The organism is Yoonia vestfoldensis SKA53 (genome assembly GCF_000152785.1).
In the GTDB taxonomy this organism is placed as follows: domain Bacteria; phylum Pseudomonadota; class Alphaproteobacteria; order Rhodobacterales; family Rhodobacteraceae; genus Yoonia; species Yoonia vestfoldensis_A.
In genome coordinates this window covers 1,755,212-1,776,064 of record NZ_CH672414.1, presented here as the reverse complement: position 1 = coordinate 1,776,064, position 20,853 = coordinate 1,755,212, and the positions used below count along the sequence as shown (strand labels likewise).

Sequence of the window (20,853 nt, the reverse complement as noted above, 5' to 3'; positions counted from 1 at the left end):
GCGGATGTCCTTAGGCCGGAGTTAGCTGTCGTAGTCGATCACATGCCGCAGTTGTTTTTCATATTCGAGAGCGCGGCCAGTCCCGAGCGCCACGCAATTCAACGATTCGTCCGCGACCGAAATCGCAAGGCCGGTTTGTTCGCGTAGTGCCAGATCCAGTTGGCCCAGCAGCGCCCCACCCCCCGTCAGCATCACGCCGCGATCAACAATATCGGCTGCCAGATCGGGTGGCGTCGCTTCGAGCGCGGTCATCACCGCTTCGCAGATCTGCTGGACAGGTTCGGCCAAAGCCTCGGCCACCTGCGCCTGATTAATCTCGGTTTCTTTTGGCACGCCGTTCAGCAAGTCGCGCCCGCGGATCAGCATCGACTGGCCACGGCCATCGTCAGGCATCCGCGCGGTGCCAATGCTGGTCTTGATCCGTTCGGCGGTGGATTCCCCGATCAGCAGGTTGTGCTGGCGGCGCAGGTAGTTGATGATCGCCTCGTCCATCCGGTCTCCACCGACGCGCACCGAGCGTGCATAGACGATGTCACCCAAAGACAGCACAGCCACTTCGGTTGTCCCGCCGCCGATATCGACGACCATGTTGCCAGTGGGGTCCGTGATCGGCATCCCCGCGCCAATTGCCGCCGCGATCGGTTCGGCGATCAGCCCTGCGCGGCGCGCGCCTGCCGACAGAACCGACTGCCGGATCGCGCGTTTTTCGACAGGTGTCGCCCCATGTGGGACGCAGACAATGACCTTAGGTTTGCGAAAGGTGGACCGTTTGTGGACCTTGCGGATGAAATGCTTGATCATTTCCTCGGCGGTGTCAAAATCCGCGATCACTCCGTCACGCATCGGGCGGATCGCCTCGATGCTGCCGGGGGTGCGGCCCAGCATCAGTTTCGCGTCTTCGCCCACGGCTAGTACTTTGCGCACGCCGTTCTTGACCTGATAGGCCACGACCGATGGTTCCGACAGAACGATCCCCTTGCCCCTGACATAGACCAGCGTGTTGGCTGTGCCCAAGTCGATTGCCATGTCCGAGGAAAAAATCCCACCGAAGCCAAACATGCTGTGGCCTTCCTATTCAAAATCACTCTCCCGCGCCGTCCCGCTGCGCCCGGTTGAATAGGTTATAAAGACTGCCGCGCAGGGATAGAAGCCCCCGTTTCTGCGATGACGGCGGCAAGGCGCTAGTTGTACTAATGCAATATTATTTAGATAAAATGGACATAAAGAATGTCTTTAATAATAATATTGCAACATACCTGCTGGCTGTACCCTGCTTTCGTCCCATTAAACGCAACAGGCGGCCCCTTTGTGGGGGCCGCCTGTGCCGTTCATCCGAGTCGTCTGGCCTAGCTGTCTTTGTAGCTGACACCCTTGGTGTCATAGCCGGGTTGCGAATGCGCGCGCCGCACCAGCAGCCGGTTCAGCGCATTGATATAGGCTTTGGCGCTGGCCACGACCGTATCGGTATCGGCGGACTGGCCGGTTGCGATGCGCCCGTCCTCGTCCAACCGCACCATCACGGTCGCCTGCGCATCGGTGCCTTCGGTGACGGCCTGCACCTGATACAATTGCAACCGCGCACCATGCGGGAACAATGCCTTGACCGCGTTGAATGTCGCATCGACAGGGCCGTCGCCCGTGGCCGATGTCTTGACATCGGTGCCGTCGATATCGAGCACCATATCCGCCTGCTGCGGCCCTTCGGTGCCACAGATGACGCGCAGGGATTTCAACTTGATCCGGTCCTCGCCGCTGTCGTTTTGATAGACCAGCGCCATCAGGTCGTCGTCAAAGACTTCTTTCTTACGGTCGGCCAGATCCTTGAACCGCACGAACACATCGTTCAGCTGGTTATCCGCCAGATCGAACCCCAGTTCCGCCAGCTTGGCGCGCAGCGCGGCGCGGCCCGAATGTTTGCCCAAGGGCAGGCTGGTGCCAGACAGGCCCACATCCTCTGGGCGCATGATCTCGAACGTTTCGGCGTTTTTCAGCATCCCGTCCTGATGGATGCCACTTTCATGGGCAAAGGCGTTCTTGCCGACGATCGCCTTGTTGAACTGCACGGCAAAACCCGACACGGTCGCGACCCGGCGCGAGATGTTCATGATCTTGCGTGTGTCGATGCCGGTTTCAAATGGCATGATGTCGCCACGGATTTTCAAGGCCATCACGACCTCTTCCAATGCGGTATTGCCCGCGCGTTCGCCCAGGCCGTTGATCGTGCATTCGATCTGGCGCGCGCCGCCGATCACGGCGGCCAGCGAATTGGCCGTCGCCATGCCAAGGTCGTTGTGGCAATGGGTGGCAAAGATCACGCTGTCAGCACCAGGGACCGTGGCGATCAGCCGCTTGATCAGGTCCGCACTTTCCGCCGGCGCGGTATAGCCCACGGTGTCGGGGATGTTGATCGTGCTTGCCCCCGCCTTGATCGCGATTTCAACCACACGGCACAGGTAATCCCATTCGGTGCGCGTTGCATCCATCGGCGACCATTGCACGTTGTCGCACAGGTTGCGCGCATGGGTCACGGTGTCGTGGATCCGTTCGGCCATCTGGTCCATATCGAGGTTCGGGATCGCGCGGTGCAGCGGCGAGGTGCCGATGAATGTATGGATGCGCGGGGATGACGCGTGTTTCACAGCCTCCCAGCAGCGGTCGATGTCTTTGTAATTCGCGCGCGCCAGCCCGCAGATCGTGGCGCGTTTGGCACGCTTGGCGATCTCGCTGACCGCGTTGAAATCACCCTCCGAAGCGATGGGAAACCCCGCTTCGATGATATCGACGCCCATATCGTCCAGCAATTCCGCGATTTCCAGCTTTTCTGCATGGGTCATCGTTGCACCCGGGCTTTGTTCGCCGTCGCGCAGGGTCGTGTCGAAAATCAACACTTTGTCTTTGGTCATGTCACTATTCCTTTGATCTTTGGCAGTATCGGCGCTGTCCCATCCGAGCGGTCGCGCCGACAGGCACGCTCAGGCGCTGCTAAGAAGTAGCAGGGCGGGGACAGTGCCGGATGTCTGTGCCATGGTGATCATAGGGGGACTATACAAATCCTGTGCCTGTTGAAAAGCCGATAAAGTGAGTATTTGGAACAAAGCGAGGATGGGGGCTGGTCGCGCATGGCGGGCGTCCTATCCTGATCAGTATGAAAAATGCATTGATCATCGGCGCCTCTGGCGGCATCGGCGCGGCCGTGGCGCTGGAACTGGAACGTTGCGGTGTCGCGGTGACGCGTCTGTCGCGCCGTGCTGACGGGTTTGACGTGACCGATCCTTCATCCGTTGACCGGCACCTGGGTGCGCTGCACGGCCCGTTTGATCTGGTCTTTGTGGCGGTCGGTATTCTGGCGCCACAGGGCAGTGGGCCGGAAAAGGCGCTATCGGCGATCGACGCGCAGAGCATGGCGCAGGTTCTGGCGGTCAACACGATTGGTCCTGCGTTGGTTCTGCGACATATGCCGCGATTGTTGGCCAAGGATGGGCCTGCCGTGGCAGCCATCCTGTCCGCCCGCGTGGGGTCCATCGGCGACAACCAGATCGGCGGCTGGCATGCCTATCGCGCGTCCAAGGCCGCGTTGAACCAGATCATCCGCGGGGCCGCGATCGAATTGGGGCGGTCGCACAAACAGGCCGCTTGCGTGGCGCTGCACCCCGGCACGGTGGAGACGCCGTTTACCGCAAATTATGCGGGCCGTCATAAGACCATGCCCGCACCCGACGCGGCGGCGCATCTGCTGGCGGTCATTGACGGGCTGACACCGGCGCAGACGGGGCGGTTTTTCGACTATGCCGGTGCCGAGGTGCCGTGGTGAGGCTGGTTCTTGTTCTGGGCGACCAGCTGTCGCCCAATCTGTCGGCCCTGCGCAAATGCGACAAGGCCAACGATGTCGTGGTCATGGCCGAGGTTGCGGATGAGGCATCATATGTCCCGCATCACCCCAAGAAGATCGCGTTTCTTTTCGCCGCGATGCGCAAATTCGCGGACCGGCTGCGCGCGGATGGCTGGCAGGTCGCCTATACGCGGCTGGATGATCCCGACAACACAGGCTCGATCACGGGCGAGTTGATCCGGCGTTCCAGCGAACATAAGGCGGCGGGTGTCGTCTATACTGAACCTGGCGAATGGCGGCTGATCGCGGCGCTGGGGGATATGCCGCTGCAATCCCATTCATTGCCCGATGACCGGTTTATCGCGTCTCACGCGGATTTCGATGCTTGGGCCGAGGGGCGCAAACAATTGCGGATGGAATATTTCTACCGCGATATGCGCCGCAAGACGGGCATTCTGATGGATGGCGACCAGCCTGAGGGCGGCAAGTGGAATTACGACCATGACAACCGCAAACCGGCCCCCGACAGCGTGGATTACGCAGGGCCGCTGCAGTTCACCCCCGACGCGGTGGTCGAAGAGGTGCTTGATCTGGTCGCGCGCCGCTTTGGCAACAATTTCGGCGATCTGCGCCCGTTCTGGTTTGCCACCGACACAGGCCAGGCCCGCCAGCATCTCGCGCATTGGATCAAGGGCGGGTTGCCCAAGTTCGGCGATTATCAGGATGCAATGCTGAACGACCACAAGTTCCTGTATCACGGGATTGTCGGGTTATATCTGAACGCAGGCCTGCTGGACCCGCTGGAGGTCTGTCAGGCCGCAGAGGCGGCCTATCGCGCGGGCCACGCACCGCTGAACGCGGTCGAAGGGTTCATCCGCCAGATCATTGGTTGGCGCGAATATGTGCGCGGTATCTATTTCCGCGAAGGGCCGGATTATGTCAGCCGCAACGCGCTGGGCCACACCCGACAGCTGCCCGCGATGTACTGGGGTGCACCCACCAAGATGAACTGCATCGCCAAGGCGGTGGACCAGACCAAGACCGACGCCTATGCCCACCATATCCAGCGCCTGATGGTTACCGGCAATTTTGCGCTGCTGGCGGGGATCGCCCCGGCAGCGGTGCATGAATGGTATCTGGCGGTTTATGCCGATGCCTATGAATGGGTCGAGGCGCCCAATGTCATCGGGATGAGCCTGTTTGCCGATGGCGGGATCATCGCATCGAAACCCTATATCTCGTCTGGCAATTACATTCACAAGATGTCGGATTATTGCGGCAGCTGCGCCTACCGCGTGCAGGACAAGACCGGCGCGGATGCCTGTCCGTTCAACCTGCTCTACTGGCATTTCCTCGACCGCCACCGCGACCGTTTCAAAGGCAATCCGCGGATGGGCCAGATGTACGCCGTATGGGACAAGATGGACCCTGCCCGCCGTCATCAGGTGCTGTCAGAGGCGGCGGATTTCTTGTCGCGGATGGACGCGGGCGCGCCTGTATAAATGCGCTTGGGTCACTCGCCCGCTGTTTGCGACACAAACGCCCCGTCCGACCACAAACCGGTGCTTTGCTGCCCTGTCGCATAGCGCATCGTGCCGTCACCTTCGCGGCGGCCGCGCAGGAAATTGCCTTCGTAGACATCGCCATTGGCATAGGTCGCGATGCCATAGCCGCTGATCTCACCGTCCTGCCACGCACCGGCATAGATGAACCCGTCGGGCAGGGTGATTTCGCCTTGGCCGCTGCGCTGGCCATCGACGAACTCGCCGACATAAATCGTGCCATCGGCATAGGTCGCGCGGCCAATGCCGTTGCGCTGGCCTTCGGCCCATGCGCCTTCGTAGATATAGCCGTCGGCATAGGTCATCTTGCCTTGGCCGTGGTTCTGGGCGTTCAGGAATTCGCCGTCATAGACCAGACCGTTGGCATAGGTCGCAATGCCCTTGCCACTGATCACGCCAGCGACCCATGTGCCTTCATAGGTTGACCCGTCAGGATAAGTGATTTTGCCGGTGCCATCGGCCAGATCATTTGCAAAACTGCCGACATAGACCGACCCGTCGGGATAGGTGACCTCGCCCATGCCGGACATCTGACCGGCCGCCCATTCACCGGTATAGACGTAACCATCTGCACCTTGGAACGTGCCTGCACCTTCGCGCCGGTCGCTCATGAAGCTGCCCTCATAGGTGTCGCCATTGGCATAGGTGATGCGGCCCTGACCTTCGCGGCGGCCAGCAACCAAAGCACCTTCGTAGATATCGCCATTGGGTTGGGTCAGCGTGCCGGTCCCCTCGATCTGGCCTGCGACCCAGTCGCCGGTATAGACCAGACCGTCGGCCATGGTCAGCGTGCCAGTGCCATCGCGTTCACCTGCGCGCAGGCTGCCTTGGTAAAGCGCACCATCGGGATAGGTGATGCGGCCTTCGCCTTCCTTGATGCCGTTGATCCATTCGCCTTCGTAGGAATAGCCGCCAGGGCCGGTCATGATACCGATCCCATGATGCATCGCATTGCGGAATTCGCCTTGATAGACGACACCATTGGCATATTCGGCCACGCCGGTGCCGGTGATAGTGCCATCGACCCAGTCACCCTCAAAAGTACCGCCGTCGGCAAAGGTGATCTTGCCCTGGCCCTCGGGCTTACCCGCAGCAAAGCTACCTTCATAGACCGATCCGTTGGGAAAGCGCGCGATGCCCTGGCCACGAATTTCGCCCGCAACCCAATCGCCGGAATATTCATATCCATTTGGCAACCGATAGGTGCCGGTACCGTCCTGCAGGCCATCGACAAAGGTGCCTTCGTAAACGCCACCGTCGTCATATTGCTTTGTCTGGATGTCCTGCGCCTGTGCGCTGGCAGCGAACCCTGCAATCAAAAGGGTCGTGGCGATCCCCTGAGGTAAACCAAACATCTTCATCCTCGTCTCCGATCCCTAAGGTTGGCACAGCTTAAAAGAGCTACTGCCACCTGACAACGTGCAAGACGGTAGCAGCGGTGAATGTCGCCATTGGTCTTTCCCCCGCGCTCGGTTCTGCTACATCAGTTTCAGCATATTGGGACAAAACTATGACACGCATCTTTCGCCTGACCATGGCACAGCTTAATCCCACATTGGGCGATCTGGCGGGCAATGCGGCGCTGGCGGCGCAGGCATGGGCGGAAGGCAAGGCGGCGGGCGCCGATCTGGTGGTGCTGCCGGAAATGTTTCTGACAGGCTATCAGACGCAGGATCTGGTGCGCAAACCGGCTTTTGTCGCCGATGCCGCGAGCCGGCTTGATGCTTTGGCGCGGGCCTGCGCGGATGGGCCAGTGCTGGGGATCGGCCTGCCGATGGTCGAGGATGACAATCTTTATAATTGTTACGTCTATCTGGCCGGGGGCAAGATCACGGCGCGGTTTCGCAAACATTTCCTGCCTAATTTCAACGTCTTCGACGAAGTGCGTCTGTTCAATAGCGCCGCTATCTCTGGCCCGGTCACGCTGGCGGGTGGTCCGCGCATCGGCACGCCGATCTGCGAGGATGCCTGGTCCCCCGATGTCTGCGAAACCATGGTCGAAAGCGGGGCGCAGATACTCGTTGTGCCGAACGGATCGCCCTATTTCCGTGACAAGTTCCCGATCCGGTTGCAAACGATGATTGCGCGCGTCGTGGAAAACGATGTGCCGCTGGTCTATCTGAATATGATCGGTGGGCAGGATGATCAGATGTTCGACGGTGGGTCGTTCGTGCTGAACCGTGGTGGCAAGCTGGCCGTGCAATTGCCCGTCTTTGACGCGGCGATCACACATGTGGATTTTCAGGAAACCGATCAAGGTTGGGTCACGCTTGATGGTCCCAAGGCGCTGTTGCCTGACGATCTGGAACAAGATTACCGCGCTATGGTCGAGGCGTTGCGCGATTACCTGCGCAAGACCGGTTTCGGCAAGGTCCTGTTGGGCCTGTCAGGCGGGATTGATTCCGCCATCGTCGCCGCCATCGCCGTTGATGCGCTGGGGGCGGATCAGGTGCGCTGCGTCATGCTGCCGTCGGAATATACGTCGCAGGCGTCGCTGGATGATGCCGCCGCTGCCGCGCGCGCGCTGGGCTGTCGCTATGACACCGTCAGCATAGCAGGCCCGCGCGCCGCCGTGACCGAGGCGCTCGCGCCGCTGTTTGGCGACATGCCTGCCGATCTGACCGAGGAAAACATCCAGTCCCGCATCCGTGGCCTGCTGTTGATGGCGCAATCCAACAAGTTTGGTGAAATGCTGCTGACCACCGGCAACAAATCCGAGGTCGCGGTGGGCTATGCCACGATCTATGGCGATATGGCCGGCGGCTATAACCCGATCAAAGACATGTATAAAACCCGTGTTTTTGACATCTGCCGCTGGCGCAACGCCCATCACCGCGACTGGATGCAGGGGCCGGCGGGGCAGGTGATCCCGCCCGCGATCATCGACAAGCCACCATCAGCCGAACTGCGCCCCGACCAGCGCGACGACGACAGCCTGCCGCCTTATGACGTGCTGGATGGTATTTTGGCCATGCTGGTGGACGGTGACGCCTCGGTCGCTGATTGCGTCGCGGCGGGTTATGACCGCGCCACCGTCAAAAAGATCGAACATCTGGTCTATATCAGCGAATACAAACGCTTTCAGGCGGCCCCCGGCGTGCGGTTGTCGGATCGCGCCTTCTGGCTGGACCGGCGGTATCCGATCGTCAACCGCTGGCGCGATCCTAGCTGATCAGATCAGCTGATAGGAATGCGGCACGAAATGGAACGTGTCATCCGCGCGGGTGTCGATAAAGCCAAGGCCCGGGAACGGCATGTGATAGCCGATCAGTGGGATCCGGTCGGCAGCGGCCATCCCCATCACACGACGGCGGGTCGCAGCGGCGGATTGTTTGTCCATATCAAAGCGGACTTCCCAATCGGGATAGGCCAGCGACCAGACATAGTGGTTGGCGGTATCTGCCATCAAGAACAGCTGTGATCCGCCGCTTTCCAGCATGTACCCCATATGGCCGGGCGTATGGCCAAAGGCGGCCATTGCGGTCACGCCGCCGCGCACGGCGTCACCATCCTCAAGAAACGACATCTTTTCGGCCAGCGGGCGAACCTTGGCATTGAACCCTTCGTTTTCGGCACCGGCCCAATGGTCGTATTCCACCTGACCCGTGACATAGGCGGCATTGGCGAATGTTTCCGCGCCGCTTTCATCGGTCAGACCGCCGATATGGTCGCCATGCATATGGGTCAGGACAACATGGGTGATCTGGTCGGTTGTGTAACCGGCACCGGCCAGTGCGGCGGTGATTCCGGCGGCATCGTTGCCGGTGTCGAACAGGATGACCTCTGATCCGGTGTCCAGCACGGTGGGCGTGAAAAAGAACTGCGCGGCATCGGTTGGAATGAAGTTTTCGGCGCTGACGGCGGCAAAGGTATCGGCATCAACGTTCATGCCAAAAATGCCTTGCGGGTTTTCGACACGGCGGCTGCCGGACAACAGGGTGGTCACCCGGAAATCGCCCAGCGTAAAATCGCGGTGCGTGGGCAGGCTGGCGGTGGCGGCCTGTGCCTGCACCAGCGACGGGGCAGCCGCAGCCAATGGCAGGGCAGCCCCTGACAGCAGGGCCTGACGACGGGAAATCAGCATGACGAAATCCTTCCTTAAATTGGTTTCAGCAGACGTAGCTCGCGCTGTCTGTCTGGCAACCAACGCTTTTGTGATCGCTGTGCCTTGCATGGACAAAACGCCCCCAACATGACAAAGCGTGCCGCAATAGGAGTATATCGCATGACCACGACAAGATTCGCCCCATCCCCCACCGGCTGGCTGCATATCGGAAACCTGCGCGCGGCTTTGTTCAACTATGCGATTGCAAGGCAGAACGGCGGCACTTTCGTTTTGCGGATCGACGACACCGATCCCGAACGGTCCAAGGATGAATATGTCGAAGGCATCAAGGCCGATCTGACATGGCTTGGCCTGACATGGGACCGGATGGAATACCAGTCGCGCCGCATGGACCGCTACGCCGAGGCCAAGCAGCGGCTGATCGACATGGGCCGGTTGTACGAATGTTTCGAAACGCCGGTGGAACTCGACCTCAAGCGCAAGAAGCAGCTCAACATGGGCAAGCCGCCGGTCTATGACCGTGCAGCGCTGGCCCTGACCGAGGATGAAAAGAACGCATTGCGCGCCGAGCGTGGGTCGCATTGGCGGTTCAAACTGGACCAGCAGCGGATCGACTGGCCAGACGGGATCATTGGGGACATCTCGATCGACGCGGCCTCGGTCAGTGATCCGGTCCTGTTCAAGAATGACGGGCAGATCCTTTACACACTCGCCTCCGTTGTAGACGATGTGGAAATGGGCATCACCGATATCGTGCGCGGATCGGACCATGTGACCAATACCGCAACCCAGATCCAGATCATTCAGGCGCTGGGCGGCACCGTACCCCGCTTTGCGCATCATTCCCTGCTGACCGGTCCCAAGGGCGAGGCGCTGTCAAAACGCCTTGGCACGCTGTCGCTGCGCGACCTGCGCGCCCAAGGCATCGCACCACAGGCGATCTTGTCGCTGATGGCGCGGCTGGGGTCCGCTGATCCTGTGGAATTGCGCGCAGATGTGACCGAGGTTGTGGCCGGGTTCGATCTGTCGAAATTCGGGTCGGCCCCGACGAAGTTCGACGCCGAGGATCTTGGCCCGCTTACCGCGCGCTATCTGGCCACGCTGTCGGCGCAGGACGTGGCCGATGTGCTGACATCGGCTGGTGTGCCAACCGACCTGCGGGTGCCTTTCTGGACGCTGGTGCGCGACAATATCGCCACGCTGGACGATGTGGCCGGCTGGTGGGCAATGTTGCGCGACGGGGCGACACCGCTGGTCGATGACGAAGACCGCGAATTTATCGCCAAGGCATTGTTCCTGCTCGATAGCCCGCCCTACACGGCAGATACATGGTCAAACTGGACCACGCTCGTCAAGGACGAGACTGGCCGCAAGGGCAAGGGCCTGTTCATGCCGCTGCGCAAGGCCGTCACAGGGCTTGAACGCGGCCCCGAAATGGCCGACGTCATGCCTCTGTTGCAGGTTAAGCCCAAGCTTTGACGTTATTCCCGCGCGCGCAACACGCGTGCGGGTTTCGCGGCCAAGGGGCGCAAGGCAAAACCTAGCCCCGCCAGCAGAGACGCCATGATGCCGCCTCCGATAATCAACAGCGCATTGCCCCAGATCACGGTATAGCCGGTGTCCATGACAAAGGTTGCGACAGCCCACCCCCCCAATATCCCCGCGCCAAGCGCGACAACCCCCGCCGCCAGCCCCAGCAAGGCAGACCGCAGCGCGAAACTGGCCAGGATACTGCGCCGCGACGCGCCCAGCGTTTTCAGCACGGCCGCTTCATAGGTGCGCGTGCGTTCGCCTGCCGCGGCTGCGCCGATCAGTACCAGAAACCCCGTGACCAGCGTGATCAGCGCGCCATAGCGCGTTGCCGCCGACAGCCCGCCGACAAGCGCGATCACCTGATCAATCGCATCGCGCACGCGGATCGCGGTGATATTGGGATAGGCGGTGGCCAGATCACGCAGGATCGCGGCCTCGGATTCCGGTGTGGCATAGACAGTGGAAATCCAGCTATGCGGCGCGCCTTGCAACGCGCTTTGGTTCATCGCCAGCACGAAACCGATGCCCGCATCTTCCCAGCTGACGTTGCGAAAACTGGTGACCTCGCCGGTAATGTCGCGGCCAAGGATGTTGACGGTCATCGTATCGCCCAATTGCAGGCCGATCTCTGCGGCTTCCTCGGCGGCGAAACTGATCTGGGGCGGGCCGTCATAGCCCGCGGGCCACCATGCGCCTGCGGTAATCTCGGTGCCCGCAGGCTGCGCATCGGCATAGGTCACGCCGCGGTCACCGCGCACGACCCAATGGCCTGCGGCGACTTCGGTCGCGGGGCGGCCATTGATCTGGGTGATGATGCCGCGCAGCATCGGCGCGGTGTCATAGCGGCTGACGGCCTCGTCCTGATCAAGGCGTTCGCGGAACCCGCCGATCTGGTCGGGCTGGATATCGACAAAGAAATAGCTGGGTGCCACCGCAGGCAGGTCATCGGCAAAGGCGCTGCGCAGGTTGCCGTCGATCTGGCCCACGGCGGCCAGCACCGTCAGCCCCAACCCCAGCGACAGCACCACGGATGTGGATTCCCCCCCCCGCGCGCCAATCGACCCCAGCGCCATGCGCAGCGATGTGTTCCCGCGCGCCGCCAGCCGCGATTTGCGCGCGATCCAGCGGATCAGGGCGGCGGCAAGGGTCAGGATCAGCAGCGATCCGGTGATCCCGCCTGCGGTCCAGAGCGTCAGGAAAACCGTGCCTGAAAACCAGATCGCCGCTCCCACGAGCAGGGTCAACAGCCCCGCGATCACCGCCAGATAAGTCTTACGCGGCAGCGCGCGTGACGCGGAAAACGCATCGCGGAACAGGGTCGCGGCGCGGATATCCTCGGTCTTGGCCAAGGGCCAGAGCGTGAAGATCAGCGCGGCGAGGATGCCGTAAACCGCTGCTTCGACCAAGGGCGCGGCATAGATCGTGAACACCGCTGGCACCGGCAAACGTGCCTCGATAAAGGGAGCCAGCACCACTGGCAGGCCTGCGCCAAGGATCAGCCCCAACGTCACGCCCGCCAATGTCAGCACGCCGATCTGGATGAAATAGGTCAGGAAAATAGTGGACCGCGTCGCGCCCAGCGTTTTCAGCGTGGCAATCACGCTGGTCTTGCCCGCCAGATAGGCGCGCACGGCTGCAGAGACACCAACCCCGCCGACCGCAAGCCCCGAGAGGCCAACAAGGATCAAGAACGCCCCGATCCGGTCCACGAATTGTGCAGCCCCGCCCGCACCTCGCCGGCTATCGCGCCAGCGCAGGCCCGCGTCGCGGAATTGATCCTCGGCCTGTTGCTCCAGTGCCGCGAGATCAGCCCCTGCGGGCAGGTCCAGTCGGTATTGTGTGGAAAACAGCGTGCCTTCGACGATCAGGCCGGACCCCGCCAGAGCGTCGGTCAAAACAATCGTGCGTGGCCCAAGGCCGAAACCGGCGGATGCATTGTCTGGATAGCGTTCAAGGATCGCGCGCAGGGTGAATGTGGCCTCGCCCAGCCGGAACGTATCGCCCGCCACCAGCCCCAGCCTGTCGGCCAGCACCCGTTCCATCACCCCGCCCTGATCGGCCAGCGCATCGGCCAGCGGCATTGCGGGGTCAAGCTGCACGGCACCGACCAGCGGATAGGGATCATCCACCGCGCGGATCTGGGTCAGCCCGCGTTCCGTGGTGCCGTCACGATCCACCACGGCCATCGACCGGAAATCGACGGTTTCGGAAATCCGGTCTGCGATGCTGTTCAGAAAGGCCAGTTCCTCGGCACGGGCAAAGCGATAAGTGAATTCCACCTCGGCATCGCCACCCAGAAGGGCCGCGCCATCGCGGGTCAGCCCCGCCTCTATCCCTGCGCGCACGGTGCCCACGGCGGCAATCGCTGCGACACCCAGCGCCAGACAGGCCAGAAACACGCGGAACCCGCGCAGACCACCGCGCAATTCGCGCAAAGCGAAACGTGACGCGATGCGCAGGGTCATTCGGCGGCCTTTGCCAGCGTGTCGATCCGCCCGTCGCGCAGGTTCACCACGCGGTCGCAACGCGCAGCCAGTTCATTGGCATGGGTTACCATGATCAGCGTGGCCCCATGCCGGTCGCGTAGATCGAACAACAGATCGATGATTGCGGCCCCGTTGGTGGCATCCAGATTGCCGGTTGGTTCATCCGCCAGCAATATCTTGGGCCGCGGTGCAGAGGCGCGGGCAAGGGCCACGCGCTGCTGTTCGCCGCCTGACATCTGGCTGGGGTAGTGGTTGATCCGGTCACCAAGGCCCACAGCGCGCAATTCCGCCTCGGCGCGGGCAAAGGCATCGCGCACACCTGCCAGTTCCAACGGCGTTGCCACGTTTTCCAGCGCGGTCATTGTCGGGATCAGGTGGAAAGATTGGAACACCACCCCCATATTATCCCTACGAAAGCGAGCCAGCTGGTCCTCGTTCATCGCCGTCAGGTCCTGGTCAAGCGCCATGATCCGCCCCGATGTCGCCTGTTCCAGCCCGCCCATCACCATAAGGAGCGATGATTTGCCCGACCCACTTGGCCCGACCAGCCCCAAGGTTTCGCCCTGCGCCACGGTCAGCGAGATGTCATGCAGAATATCGACGCGCCCTGCATTGCCGTCCAGCGACAGGTTAAGGTCAGTGATTGTCAGAACAGGGTCGGTCATGCGCAAAGCCTTTGGTCGCGGGGTCACTTTTGCATATGGGGCGATCCGTGGCCTGCGCAACATCGGCGGGGTGGTTTTGCTGACGATGACAGCCGGGCATGCGCAAACGGTGACAATCGCGGCACTTGGTGACAGTTTGACGGCCGGTTACGGGCTGGATCAGGGGCAGGGGCTCGTGCCGCAGCTGGAACAATGGCTGCGCGATCAAGGCGCTGATGTGACGATGATCAATGCCGGCGTGTCAGGTGACACGACAGCAGGCGGTCTGGCGCGGGTGGGCTGGACCCTGACGCCGCAGGTGGATGCGATGATCGTGGCCTTGGGCGGCAATGATTACCTGCGCGGGCTTGATCCTGCTGTCAGCCGCACCAATCTGGATGGCATTCTTGCTGCAGGCCAGCAGGCCGGTGTTGCGATGCTGCTGGTCGGGCTGCAGGTTGGAGCGAATTACGGCCCCGCCTACAAACGCGATTTCGAGGCGAATTACACAGACCTTGCCGCCAGCTATGACGTACCGCTGTACCATGACATGTTCGCGGGGATGCGCGTGACCGACAGCGATTTGCCGGCTTTCATGCAAGCCGACGGCATCCACCCCAGCGCCGAAGGTGTGGCGCTGATCGTGGCCGACATTGGGCCAGCTATTCTGGACCTGATCGCGGATGTCCCGCGATAGGGGCCACCGGATGTCACCAGCCGGAGGCCTGATCGGGTAACGTCTGACGTCCGAGCTTAATCGGCCAGTGTCAGGTTGACGGCGCTTTCACGCCCATCACGGCTGGCTTCGATGTCGAAATTCACCTTTTGGTTGTCTTTCAGACCGGTCAGGCCCGACCGTTCGACAGCAGAGATATGCACGAATACATCCTTGGACCCGCCTTCGGGTGCAATGAAACCATAGCCTTTGGTGGTGTTGAACCATTTGACAGTGCCTGAAGCCATGTCCTTGTCTTTCCTCTTTTTTTCCGCTCGCATTGTGCAGCGGACCGGCTCGGTCAACGTAAGATCGAATGACTGGGCCGAAAGGAGACAGTGGTCGATTTATCAACGTCGCAGCCTCATGTTGCCACGATCTGCCGTAAAATCAACAAAATTTGAAAGCTGGGCCAATCATGGCAGGCCCTTGCCAAAAAAAATGGCGCACGGAAGCCGTGCGCCATTTCAAGATCGAAATCTTATGCGAGCGCGAGGTTGATCGCGGATTCGCGGCCATCACGGCCGGATTCGATGTCGAAAGTGACCTTCTGGTCATCTTTCAGGCCAGTCAGGCCGGAACGCTCTACAGCGGAGATGTGGACGAAAACGTCCTTGGATCCACCTTCAGGAGCGATAAAGCCGAAGCCTTTAGTTGCGTTGAACCACTTTACGGTGCCATTGGCCATCGTATTATTCCTTTTTGATGCTGCCCGCGAGATTGCGGCAGCGCGGCTTAGTCAGAACTTGATCGAGTGACTGTGGCCGAAAGGAGAACAGTGGGTCGAGAAGAATAACGTTTGCAGCCACAACATGAGGCTTGCACCGCAATAAAGCAAGGGAAACTTTGTAACCACGGGTTTTGCGCGGCGCGGTGACGATACCGCCCCGCGCAAAACGGCGGATTCAGCGCACGAATTTCTTGTGCTTCATCCGCTTGGGTTCCAGCGCATCGGCCCCAAGACGCGATTTTTTGTCTTCTTCGTAATCGGTGAACCCGCCCTGGAACCATTCGACATGGGCATCGCCTTCGAAGGCCAGAATATGTGTGCAGATCCGGTCCAAGAAGAAGCGGTCGTGCGAGATGACCACCGCGCAGCCGGCGAAATCAACCAGCGCATCTTCGAGCGCGCGCAGAGTTTCGACGTCCAGATCGTTGGTCGGCTCATCCAACAGCAGCACGTTGCCGCCGGATTTCAACAGCTTGGCCATATGCACGCGGTTACGTTCACCGCCCGACAGCAGGCCAACCTTTTTCTGCTGGTCGCCGCCTTTGAAGTTGAAGGCCGAACAATAGGCACGGCTGTTCATCTGCGCGTCGCCCAGCATGATGATTTCGGCGCCGCCGGTGATTTCCTCCCAGACGGTGGCGTCGGGGGCAAGTGCGTCGCGCGATTGGTCCACATAGGACAGTTTCACCGTGTCACCATAGCTGACAGAGCCTTCATCAGGTTGGGTCTGGCCGGTCAGCATCGAAAACAGCGTGGATTTACCCGCGCCGTTCGGCCCGATCACGCCGACGATCCCGCCGGGGGGCAGATCAAACGTCAGATCCTCGATCAACAGCTTGTCGCCCATCGCCTTTTTCAGGCCTTCGACCTCGATCACCTTGTTGCCCAGACGCGGGCCATTGGGGATGATGATCTGCGCGCGGCCCATCTTTTCACGCTCTGACTGGTTGGCCAGATCGTTATAGGCGCTGATCCGTGCCTTGGATTTGGCCTGCCGTGCCTTGGCCCCTTGGCGCATCCATTCCAATTCGCGTTCCAGCGTGCGCTGCTTGGATTTGTCATCCTTTGCTTCGCGTTCCAGCCGTTTGGCCTTGGCTTCCAGCCAGCTGGAATAATTGCCTTCATGCGGGATGCCTGACCCACGGTCGAGTTCCAGAATCCAGCCTGTGATCGCATCAAGGAAATAGCGGTCGTGCGTCACGATCAGGATCGTGCCTTTGTAGTCGATCAAGTGTTGTTGCAACCATGCGATAGTTTCGGCGTCCAAATGGTTGGTCGGTTCGTCGAGCAGCAGCATGTCAGGCGCTTCGAGCAGCAGCTTGCACAGCGCAACACGGCGCTTTTCGCCGCCCGACAGGGTGGTCACATCGGCCTCATCGGGGGGGCAGCGCAGCGCCTCCATGCTGATGTCGATCTGCGCATCCAGATCCCACAGGTTCTGCGCGTCGATTTCATCCTGAAGCTGCGCCATCTCGTCGGCGGTTTCTTCGGAATAATTCATCGCCACTTCGTTATAGCGATCGAGAATTGCCTTTTTGCCCGCCACACCCAGCATCACGTTTTCACGCACGGTCAGGTTTGGGTCCAATTCGGGTTCCTGCGGCAGGTAACCAACACGCGCGCCCTCAGCCGACCAAGCCTCGCCAGCGAAATCCTTGTCCTGTCCGGCCATGATCCGCATCAGCGTGGATTTACCCGTGCCGTTGACACCGACAACCCCGATTTTCACGCCCGGCAAAAAGTTCAGGCGGATGTTCTCGAACACCTTTTTGCCACCGGGATAGGTCTTGGACACGCCGTCCATGAAGTAGACGTATTGATAGGCTGCCATTTGCGCTGCTCCGCTGTTCTGATCAGGATCAGCCTTGTCGATAACGCAAGCCCGCGCGGGGGGCAATCGGTCTTGCAGGGCAGAGCCGCCGGAAGAAAGCCAAGGCGTTTGGACTGTCAAAGCGACAAAAGGCCGACTTTTAGGGTTATTGTCTATCTATCAGATGGCCGTTGTTCCTGAAAATGCTCCATCGGTCAGATTTTTTCCCAAAAGCAGGATGCAGTCCTTAAGGTTGTGGCAGGCAGGCACCCGAACCTGCCCGCGCGACGCTTGTCCTGCAAACCACACTGGAACATCAACCAACGGGGGTATCACCATGGAAAAAACCACGTTCATCGTCGGCCTTGACGGGTCCGAAACGGGGGCGCGCGCGCTTGCCTTTGCCATGGACCGCGCGGCGGCCATCGGCGATTGTGCCATTGTCATCTGCTATGTGATCGAATGGTCGCCATTCACCTTTCAGACAGCCGAGGAAAACCGCGAACGCCACAAACGCCGCGAGGCCGAGATCGCGATGGCGCATGAGCGCGTGCTTAATCCCGCGCTGACCATGACGCGGGCCGAAGGGTTCGACATCGAAGGCATCGTGCGCCATGGCGATGCGGCCGACATCCTTGACGCTCTGGCCCGCGAACGGGGGGCCAAGCAGATCATCGTCGGGCGCATCGGCGCGCGCGGGTTGAAATCGCGGCTGTTCGGCGGCGTTGCGGGGCGGCTTGCTGCGACGGCCAGCGTGCCGATCACGATCATCCCATGAAATGCTTTATCATGTTGAAACTGCATCACATCATGGCCGCGCTGGCGGCCTGTCTGCTGCCGGGCCTTGCCGCAGCACAAGAGGCTGTAAGCCTTGACGAACGGATCAACGGGATATTCGCGGATTACACCGGCTGGTATGTCGGGTTTATTTTTGCCCCCTTTCCGGGCACGGATTTTTCATGGATCGCCTTGTGGCTGGTCGTGGGGGCGGTTGTCTTTACCGTCTATTTCGGCGCGATCCAGTTCAGCGGCTTCGTCCATTCGATCCGGCTGGTCAAAGGCGATTATTCCGACCCTAACGACGCAGGCGAGGTCAGCCATTTTCAGGCGCTGACCACGGCATTGTCCGGCACTGTCGGTCTGGGTAATATCGCGGGCGTTGCTGTCGCGGTCAGCATCGGCGGGGCAGGGGCTACGTTCTGGATGATCGTCGCGGGCCTGTTCGGCATGGCGACCAAGTTTACCGAATGCACATTGGGCGTCAAATACCGAAACGAATATCCCGACGGGTCGGTGTCCGGCGGGCCGATGTATTACATGGTCAAAGGCTTCAAGGAACGCGGGCTGCCCTTGGGCGGGGCGATGGCAGTGGTATTCTCGATATTCACGATCCTTGGGGCCTTGGGCGGGGGCAATATGTTCCAGGCCAATCAGGCCCATGCGCAAATCTCGACCGTGGTGGGCGATTATCCGGGCTGGATCACCGGCGTCGTGCTGGCGCTGCTGACCTTTGCCGTGATCGCGGGTGGCCTGAAATCGATTGCGCGCGTGACCGAAAAGATCGTGCCATTCATGGGTATTTTCTATGTGCTGGTGTCGCTGTTGATCCTGCTGATCAACTATGACCAGATCCTCTGGGCTTTTGGCCAGATCATCGAAGGTGCCTTTACCGGGCTTGGTGTCGTCGGCGGCTTTACCGGCGCGCTGATCCAGGGGTTCCGGCGTGCGGCCTTTTCCAACGAGGCCGGGATCGGCTCTGCCGCCATTGCCCATGCGGCGGTGCGCACCAAGGAACCCGTGACCGAAGGTTATGTTGCCTTGTTGGAACCCTTTATCGACACGGTGGTGATCTGCACGATGACCGCCCTTGTGATCGTGATCAGTGGCGTGCTGGCGCAGGACTCCGCGACGGGCCTCTATATCTGGAACGCCGAATTGGGCCGGATCACCACGGCGGGTGATGTCAGCGGCGTGGCGCTGACCTCGGCAGCCTATGCGACGGCGTTTTCGTGGTTTCCGGTGCTGTTGATGGTGGCCGTGGTGCTGTTCGCCTTTTCCACGATGATCAGCTGGTCCTATTACGGGCTGAAGGCCTGGACCTACCTGTTCGGCGAAGGTGCGGTAAAAGAGCTGATCTTCAAGATTATCTTTTGCCTGTTCATCGTGATCGGTGCGGCGGCAAGCCTTGGGCCGGTGATCGACTTTTCGGATGCGATGCTGTTTTCCATGGCGATCGTAAACATCATCGCGTTGTATTGCCTGATGCCCATCGTCAAGCGCGAGCTGCACAGCTATCGCCGCCGGTTGCGGTCGGGCGAGATTGTCAAACAGCCCAAATAACGCAAAAGGCCCCGCCAGTGGCGGGGCCTTTCATCCGGCTTGATCCGCTTATTGCGGAATGTCGCCTGTCAGACCTTCGACATAGAAATTCATGCCCAGCAGGTCGCCATCGCTGGCGGTTTCACCTTCGGCCAGCCAGACCGACCCGTCCTGACGGTTCAGCGGTCCGGTGAACGGGTGGTATTCGCCCGCGCGGATCGCTTCGATCATCGCTTCGGCCGATGCTTTGACCTCGGCAGGCACGGCTTCGGTGATTTCACCGATGCTGACCATGCCTTGGGGGATACCATCCCATGTGTCGCTGCTTTCCCAAGTGCCGTCGATCACGGCCTGCGTGCGCGCGACATAATAAGGCGCCCAATCGTCGATGATGGAGGACACGCGCGGGAATGGCGCGAATTCGGACATGTCGGATGCCTGACCAAAGGTCACGACATTGCCGGCAGCCTGCGCTGCGGCCTGCGGTGCAGTCGAATCAGTGTGCTGCAGGATCACATCGGCACCCTGTTCGATCAGCACGGTGGCGGCTTCGGCCTCTTTCGCGGGGTCGAACCAAGTATAGGCCCAGACGACGCGGAATTCGACATCGGGGTTCACTTCACGCGCGTGAATAAACGCAGAGTTGATGCCCTGGATCACTTCGGGGATCGGGTAAGATCCGATATAACCGACGATATTGCTTTGCGTCATCTGGCCCGCGATATGGCCCTGAATGGCACGGCCTTCATAGAAACGAGCGTTATAGATCGCCACGTTATCTGCGGTCTTGTAACCCGTCGCATGTTCGAACTTTACGTCCGGAAAACGCTCAGCCACGTTGATCGTCGCGTCCATATACCCGAATGACGTGGTAAAGATCAGGTCGGCACCCTGCAGAGCCATCTGCGTGATGACGCGTTCGGCATCGGGGCCTTCAGGCACGCTTTCGACAAAGACAGTTTCGACAGCGTCGCCGAAATGGGCTTCGACGGCCTGACGGCCCTTGTCGTGTTCATAGGTCCAGCCGCCGTCGCCGACGGGGCCAACATAGACGAAACCGACGGTGGTTTTGTCTTGCGCGAAAGCGCCTGTCGCCAAGGCAAGGGCAATGCCCGTCCCGGCCAGTAATTTCTTGAATTTCATCTTCATCCCCTTGGTG

17 protein-coding genes are annotated in these 20,853 nt (G+C 60.5%); 7 read left to right on the top strand and 10 right to left on the bottom strand.

Annotated elements, in window-relative coordinates:
- Window positions 1-21: 21 nt before the first annotated feature.
- Complete coding sequence (locus SKA53_RS08690) at window positions 22-1,059, bottom strand: rod shape-determining protein (RefSeq protein ID WP_007205754.1); 1,038 nt, start codon at window positions 1,057-1,059, stop codon at window positions 22-24.
- 287 nt (window positions 1,060-1,346) lie between these two features.
- Window positions 1,347-2,903: a 2-isopropylmalate synthase gene (locus SKA53_RS08685; RefSeq protein ID WP_007205753.1), complete on the bottom strand. Its 1,557-nt coding sequence runs from the start codon at window positions 2,901-2,903 to the stop codon at window positions 1,347-1,349.
- 242 nt (window positions 2,904-3,145) lie between these two features.
- Between SKA53_RS08685 and SKA53_RS08680 the strand changes: the two genes are divergently transcribed.
- Together SKA53_RS08680 and SKA53_RS08675 are read left to right on the top strand one after the other, a co-directional pair.
- Window positions 3,146-3,811, top strand: a complete 666-nt coding sequence (locus SKA53_RS08680) for an SDR family NAD(P)-dependent oxidoreductase (protein WP_007205752.1) — start codon at window positions 3,146-3,148, stop codon at window positions 3,809-3,811.
- Complete coding sequence (locus tag SKA53_RS08675) at window positions 3,808-5,331, top strand: cryptochrome/photolyase family protein (protein ID WP_007205751.1); 1,524 nt, start codon at window positions 3,808-3,810, stop codon at window positions 5,329-5,331. The genes SKA53_RS08680 and SKA53_RS08675 overlap by 4 nt, the downstream gene beginning before the upstream one ends.
- Window positions 5,332-5,342: 11 nt before the next feature.
- Here SKA53_RS08675 and SKA53_RS08670 read toward each other — a convergent pair whose 3' ends face one another.
- Complete coding sequence (locus SKA53_RS08670) at window positions 5,343-6,752, bottom strand: MORN repeat-containing protein (RefSeq protein WP_007205750.1); 1,410 nt, start codon at window positions 6,750-6,752, stop codon at window positions 5,343-5,345.
- Between the two features lie 149 nt (window positions 6,753-6,901).
- On the opposite strand from SKA53_RS08670, the gene SKA53_RS08665 reads away from it, so the two are divergent.
- The gene (locus tag SKA53_RS08665) at window positions 6,902-8,563 is read left to right on the top strand and encodes an NAD+ synthase (RefSeq protein WP_007205749.1); all 1,662 of its coding nucleotides are present in this window, start codon (window positions 6,902-6,904) and stop codon (window positions 8,561-8,563) included.
- On the opposite strand, the gene SKA53_RS08660 is transcribed toward SKA53_RS08665, so the two are convergent.
- Window positions 8,564-9,475, bottom strand: coding sequence for an MBL fold metallo-hydrolase (locus SKA53_RS08660; protein ID WP_007205748.1), 912 nt, complete (start codon window positions 9,473-9,475; stop codon window positions 8,564-8,566).
- Between the two features lie 141 nt (window positions 9,476-9,616).
- Between SKA53_RS08660 and gltX the strand changes: the two genes are divergently transcribed.
- Entirely contained in the window at window positions 9,617-10,936 is a 1,320-nt protein-coding gene (gene gltX / locus SKA53_RS08655) for a glutamate--tRNA ligase (RefSeq protein ID WP_007205747.1), read from the top strand.
- 2 nt (window positions 10,937-10,938) lie between these two features.
- Here gltX and SKA53_RS08650 read toward each other — a convergent pair whose 3' ends face one another.
- A complete protein-coding gene (locus SKA53_RS08650) occupies window positions 10,939-13,455 on the bottom strand; it encodes an ABC transporter permease (RefSeq protein WP_007205746.1) in 2,517 nt (838 codons plus the stop codon).
- Entirely contained in the window at window positions 13,452-14,141 is a 690-nt protein-coding gene (locus SKA53_RS08645; RefSeq protein WP_007205745.1) for an ABC transporter ATP-binding protein, read from the bottom strand. Before SKA53_RS08645 ends, SKA53_RS08650 begins: the two co-directional genes overlap by 4 nt.
- On the opposite strand from SKA53_RS08645, the gene SKA53_RS08640 reads away from it, so the two are divergent.
- Entirely contained in the window at window positions 14,140-14,817 is a 678-nt protein-coding gene (locus tag SKA53_RS08640) for an arylesterase (RefSeq protein WP_007205744.1), read from the top strand. The genes SKA53_RS08645 and SKA53_RS08640 overlap by 2 nt on opposite strands.
- A gap of 56 nt (window positions 14,818-14,873) precedes the next feature.
- Here SKA53_RS08640 and SKA53_RS08635 read toward each other — a convergent pair whose 3' ends face one another.
- The 3 genes from SKA53_RS08635 to ettA all read right to left on the bottom strand — a co-directional run bounded on the left by SKA53_RS08635 (window position 14,874) and on the right by ettA (window position 17,396).
- Window positions 14,874-15,083 (bottom strand): cold-shock protein, encoded by a 210-nt coding sequence (locus tag SKA53_RS08635; protein WP_040482878.1) that lies wholly within the window; start codon window positions 15,081-15,083, stop codon window positions 14,874-14,876.
- A 233-nt stretch (window positions 15,084-15,316) separates the two neighbouring features.
- Window positions 15,317-15,523 carry a cold-shock protein gene (locus SKA53_RS15235; RefSeq protein WP_007205742.1) on the bottom strand — a complete coding sequence of 69 codons (207 nt, stop codon included), beginning with the start codon at window positions 15,521-15,523 and terminating at the stop codon, window positions 15,317-15,319.
- 217 nt (window positions 15,524-15,740) lie between these two features.
- Window positions 15,741-17,396, bottom strand: a complete 1,656-nt coding sequence (gene ettA, locus SKA53_RS08625; protein ID WP_007205741.1) for an energy-dependent translational throttle protein EttA — start codon at window positions 17,394-17,396, stop codon at window positions 15,741-15,743.
- Window positions 17,397-17,712: 316 nt separating this feature from the next.
- Here ettA and SKA53_RS08620 point away from each other — a divergent pair, with 316 nt between their 5' ends.
- Together SKA53_RS08620 and SKA53_RS08615 are read left to right on the top strand one after the other, a co-directional pair.
- A complete protein-coding gene (locus SKA53_RS08620) occupies window positions 17,713-18,153 on the top strand; it encodes a universal stress protein (protein ID WP_007205740.1) in 441 nt (146 codons plus the stop codon).
- Complete coding sequence (locus SKA53_RS08615; RefSeq protein WP_007205739.1) at window positions 18,150-19,715, top strand: alanine/glycine:cation symporter family protein; 1,566 nt, start codon at window positions 18,150-18,152, stop codon at window positions 19,713-19,715. The genes SKA53_RS08620 and SKA53_RS08615 overlap by 4 nt, the downstream gene beginning before the upstream one ends.
- Before the next feature lie 48 nt (window positions 19,716-19,763).
- Here SKA53_RS08615 and SKA53_RS08610 read toward each other — a convergent pair whose 3' ends face one another.
- Window positions 19,764-20,837 (bottom strand): BMP family ABC transporter substrate-binding protein, encoded by a 1,074-nt coding sequence (locus tag SKA53_RS08610; RefSeq protein WP_040483228.1) that lies wholly within the window; start codon window positions 20,835-20,837, stop codon window positions 19,764-19,766.
- Between the last annotated feature and the right edge of the window lie 16 nt (window positions 20,838-20,853).

What these genes read in the sequence shown, in the direction of transcription:
- SKA53_RS08690 (WP_007205754.1), bottom strand. Translation starts at nt 1,059, where the DNA reads ATGTTTGGCTTCGGTGGGATTTTTTCCTCGGACATGGCAATCGACTTG.
- SKA53_RS08685 (WP_007205753.1), bottom strand. Translation starts at nt 2,903, where the DNA reads ATGACCAAAGACAAAGTGTTGATTTTCGACACGACCCTGCGCGACGGC.
- SKA53_RS08680 (WP_007205752.1), top strand. Translation starts at nt 3,146, where the DNA reads ATGAAAAATGCATTGATCATCGGCGCCTCTGGCGGCATCGGCGCGGCC.
- SKA53_RS08670 (WP_007205750.1), bottom strand. Translation starts at nt 6,752, where the DNA reads ATGAAGATGTTTGGTTTACCTCAGGGGATCGCCACGACCCTTTTGATT.
- SKA53_RS08665 (WP_007205749.1), top strand. Translation starts at nt 6,902, where the DNA reads ATGACACGCATCTTTCGCCTGACCATGGCACAGCTTAATCCCACATTG.
- SKA53_RS08660 (WP_007205748.1), bottom strand. Translation starts at nt 9,475, where the DNA reads ATGCTGATTTCCCGTCGTCAGGCCCTGCTGTCAGGGGCTGCCCTGCCA.
- gltX (WP_007205747.1), top strand. Translation starts at nt 9,617, where the DNA reads ATGACCACGACAAGATTCGCCCCATCCCCCACCGGCTGGCTGCATATC.
- SKA53_RS08650 (WP_007205746.1), bottom strand. Translation starts at nt 13,455, where the DNA reads ATGACCCTGCGCATCGCGTCACGTTTCGCTTTGCGCGAATTGCGCGGT.
- SKA53_RS08640 (WP_007205744.1), top strand. Translation starts at nt 14,140, where the DNA reads ATGCGCAAAGCCTTTGGTCGCGGGGTCACTTTTGCATATGGGGCGATC.
- SKA53_RS08645 (WP_007205745.1), bottom strand. Translation starts at nt 14,141, where the DNA reads ATGACCGACCCTGTTCTGACAATCACTGACCTTAACCTGTCGCTGGAC.
- SKA53_RS08635 (WP_040482878.1), bottom strand. Translation starts at nt 15,083, where the DNA reads ATGGCTTCAGGCACTGTCAAATGGTTCAACACCACCAAAGGCTATGGT.
- SKA53_RS15235 (WP_007205742.1), bottom strand. Translation starts at nt 15,523, where the DNA reads ATGGCCAATGGCACCGTAAAGTGGTTCAACGCAACTAAAGGCTTCGGC.
- ettA (WP_007205741.1), bottom strand. Translation starts at nt 17,396, where the DNA reads ATGGCAGCCTATCAATACGTCTACTTCATGGACGGCGTGTCCAAGACC.
- SKA53_RS08620 (WP_007205740.1), top strand. Translation starts at nt 17,713, where the DNA reads ATGGAAAAAACCACGTTCATCGTCGGCCTTGACGGGTCCGAAACGGGG.
- SKA53_RS08615 (WP_007205739.1), top strand. Translation starts at nt 18,150, where the DNA reads ATGAAATGCTTTATCATGTTGAAACTGCATCACATCATGGCCGCGCTG.
- SKA53_RS08610 (WP_040483228.1), bottom strand. Translation starts at nt 20,837, where the DNA reads ATGAAATTCAAGAAATTACTGGCCGGGACGGGCATTGCCCTTGCCTTG.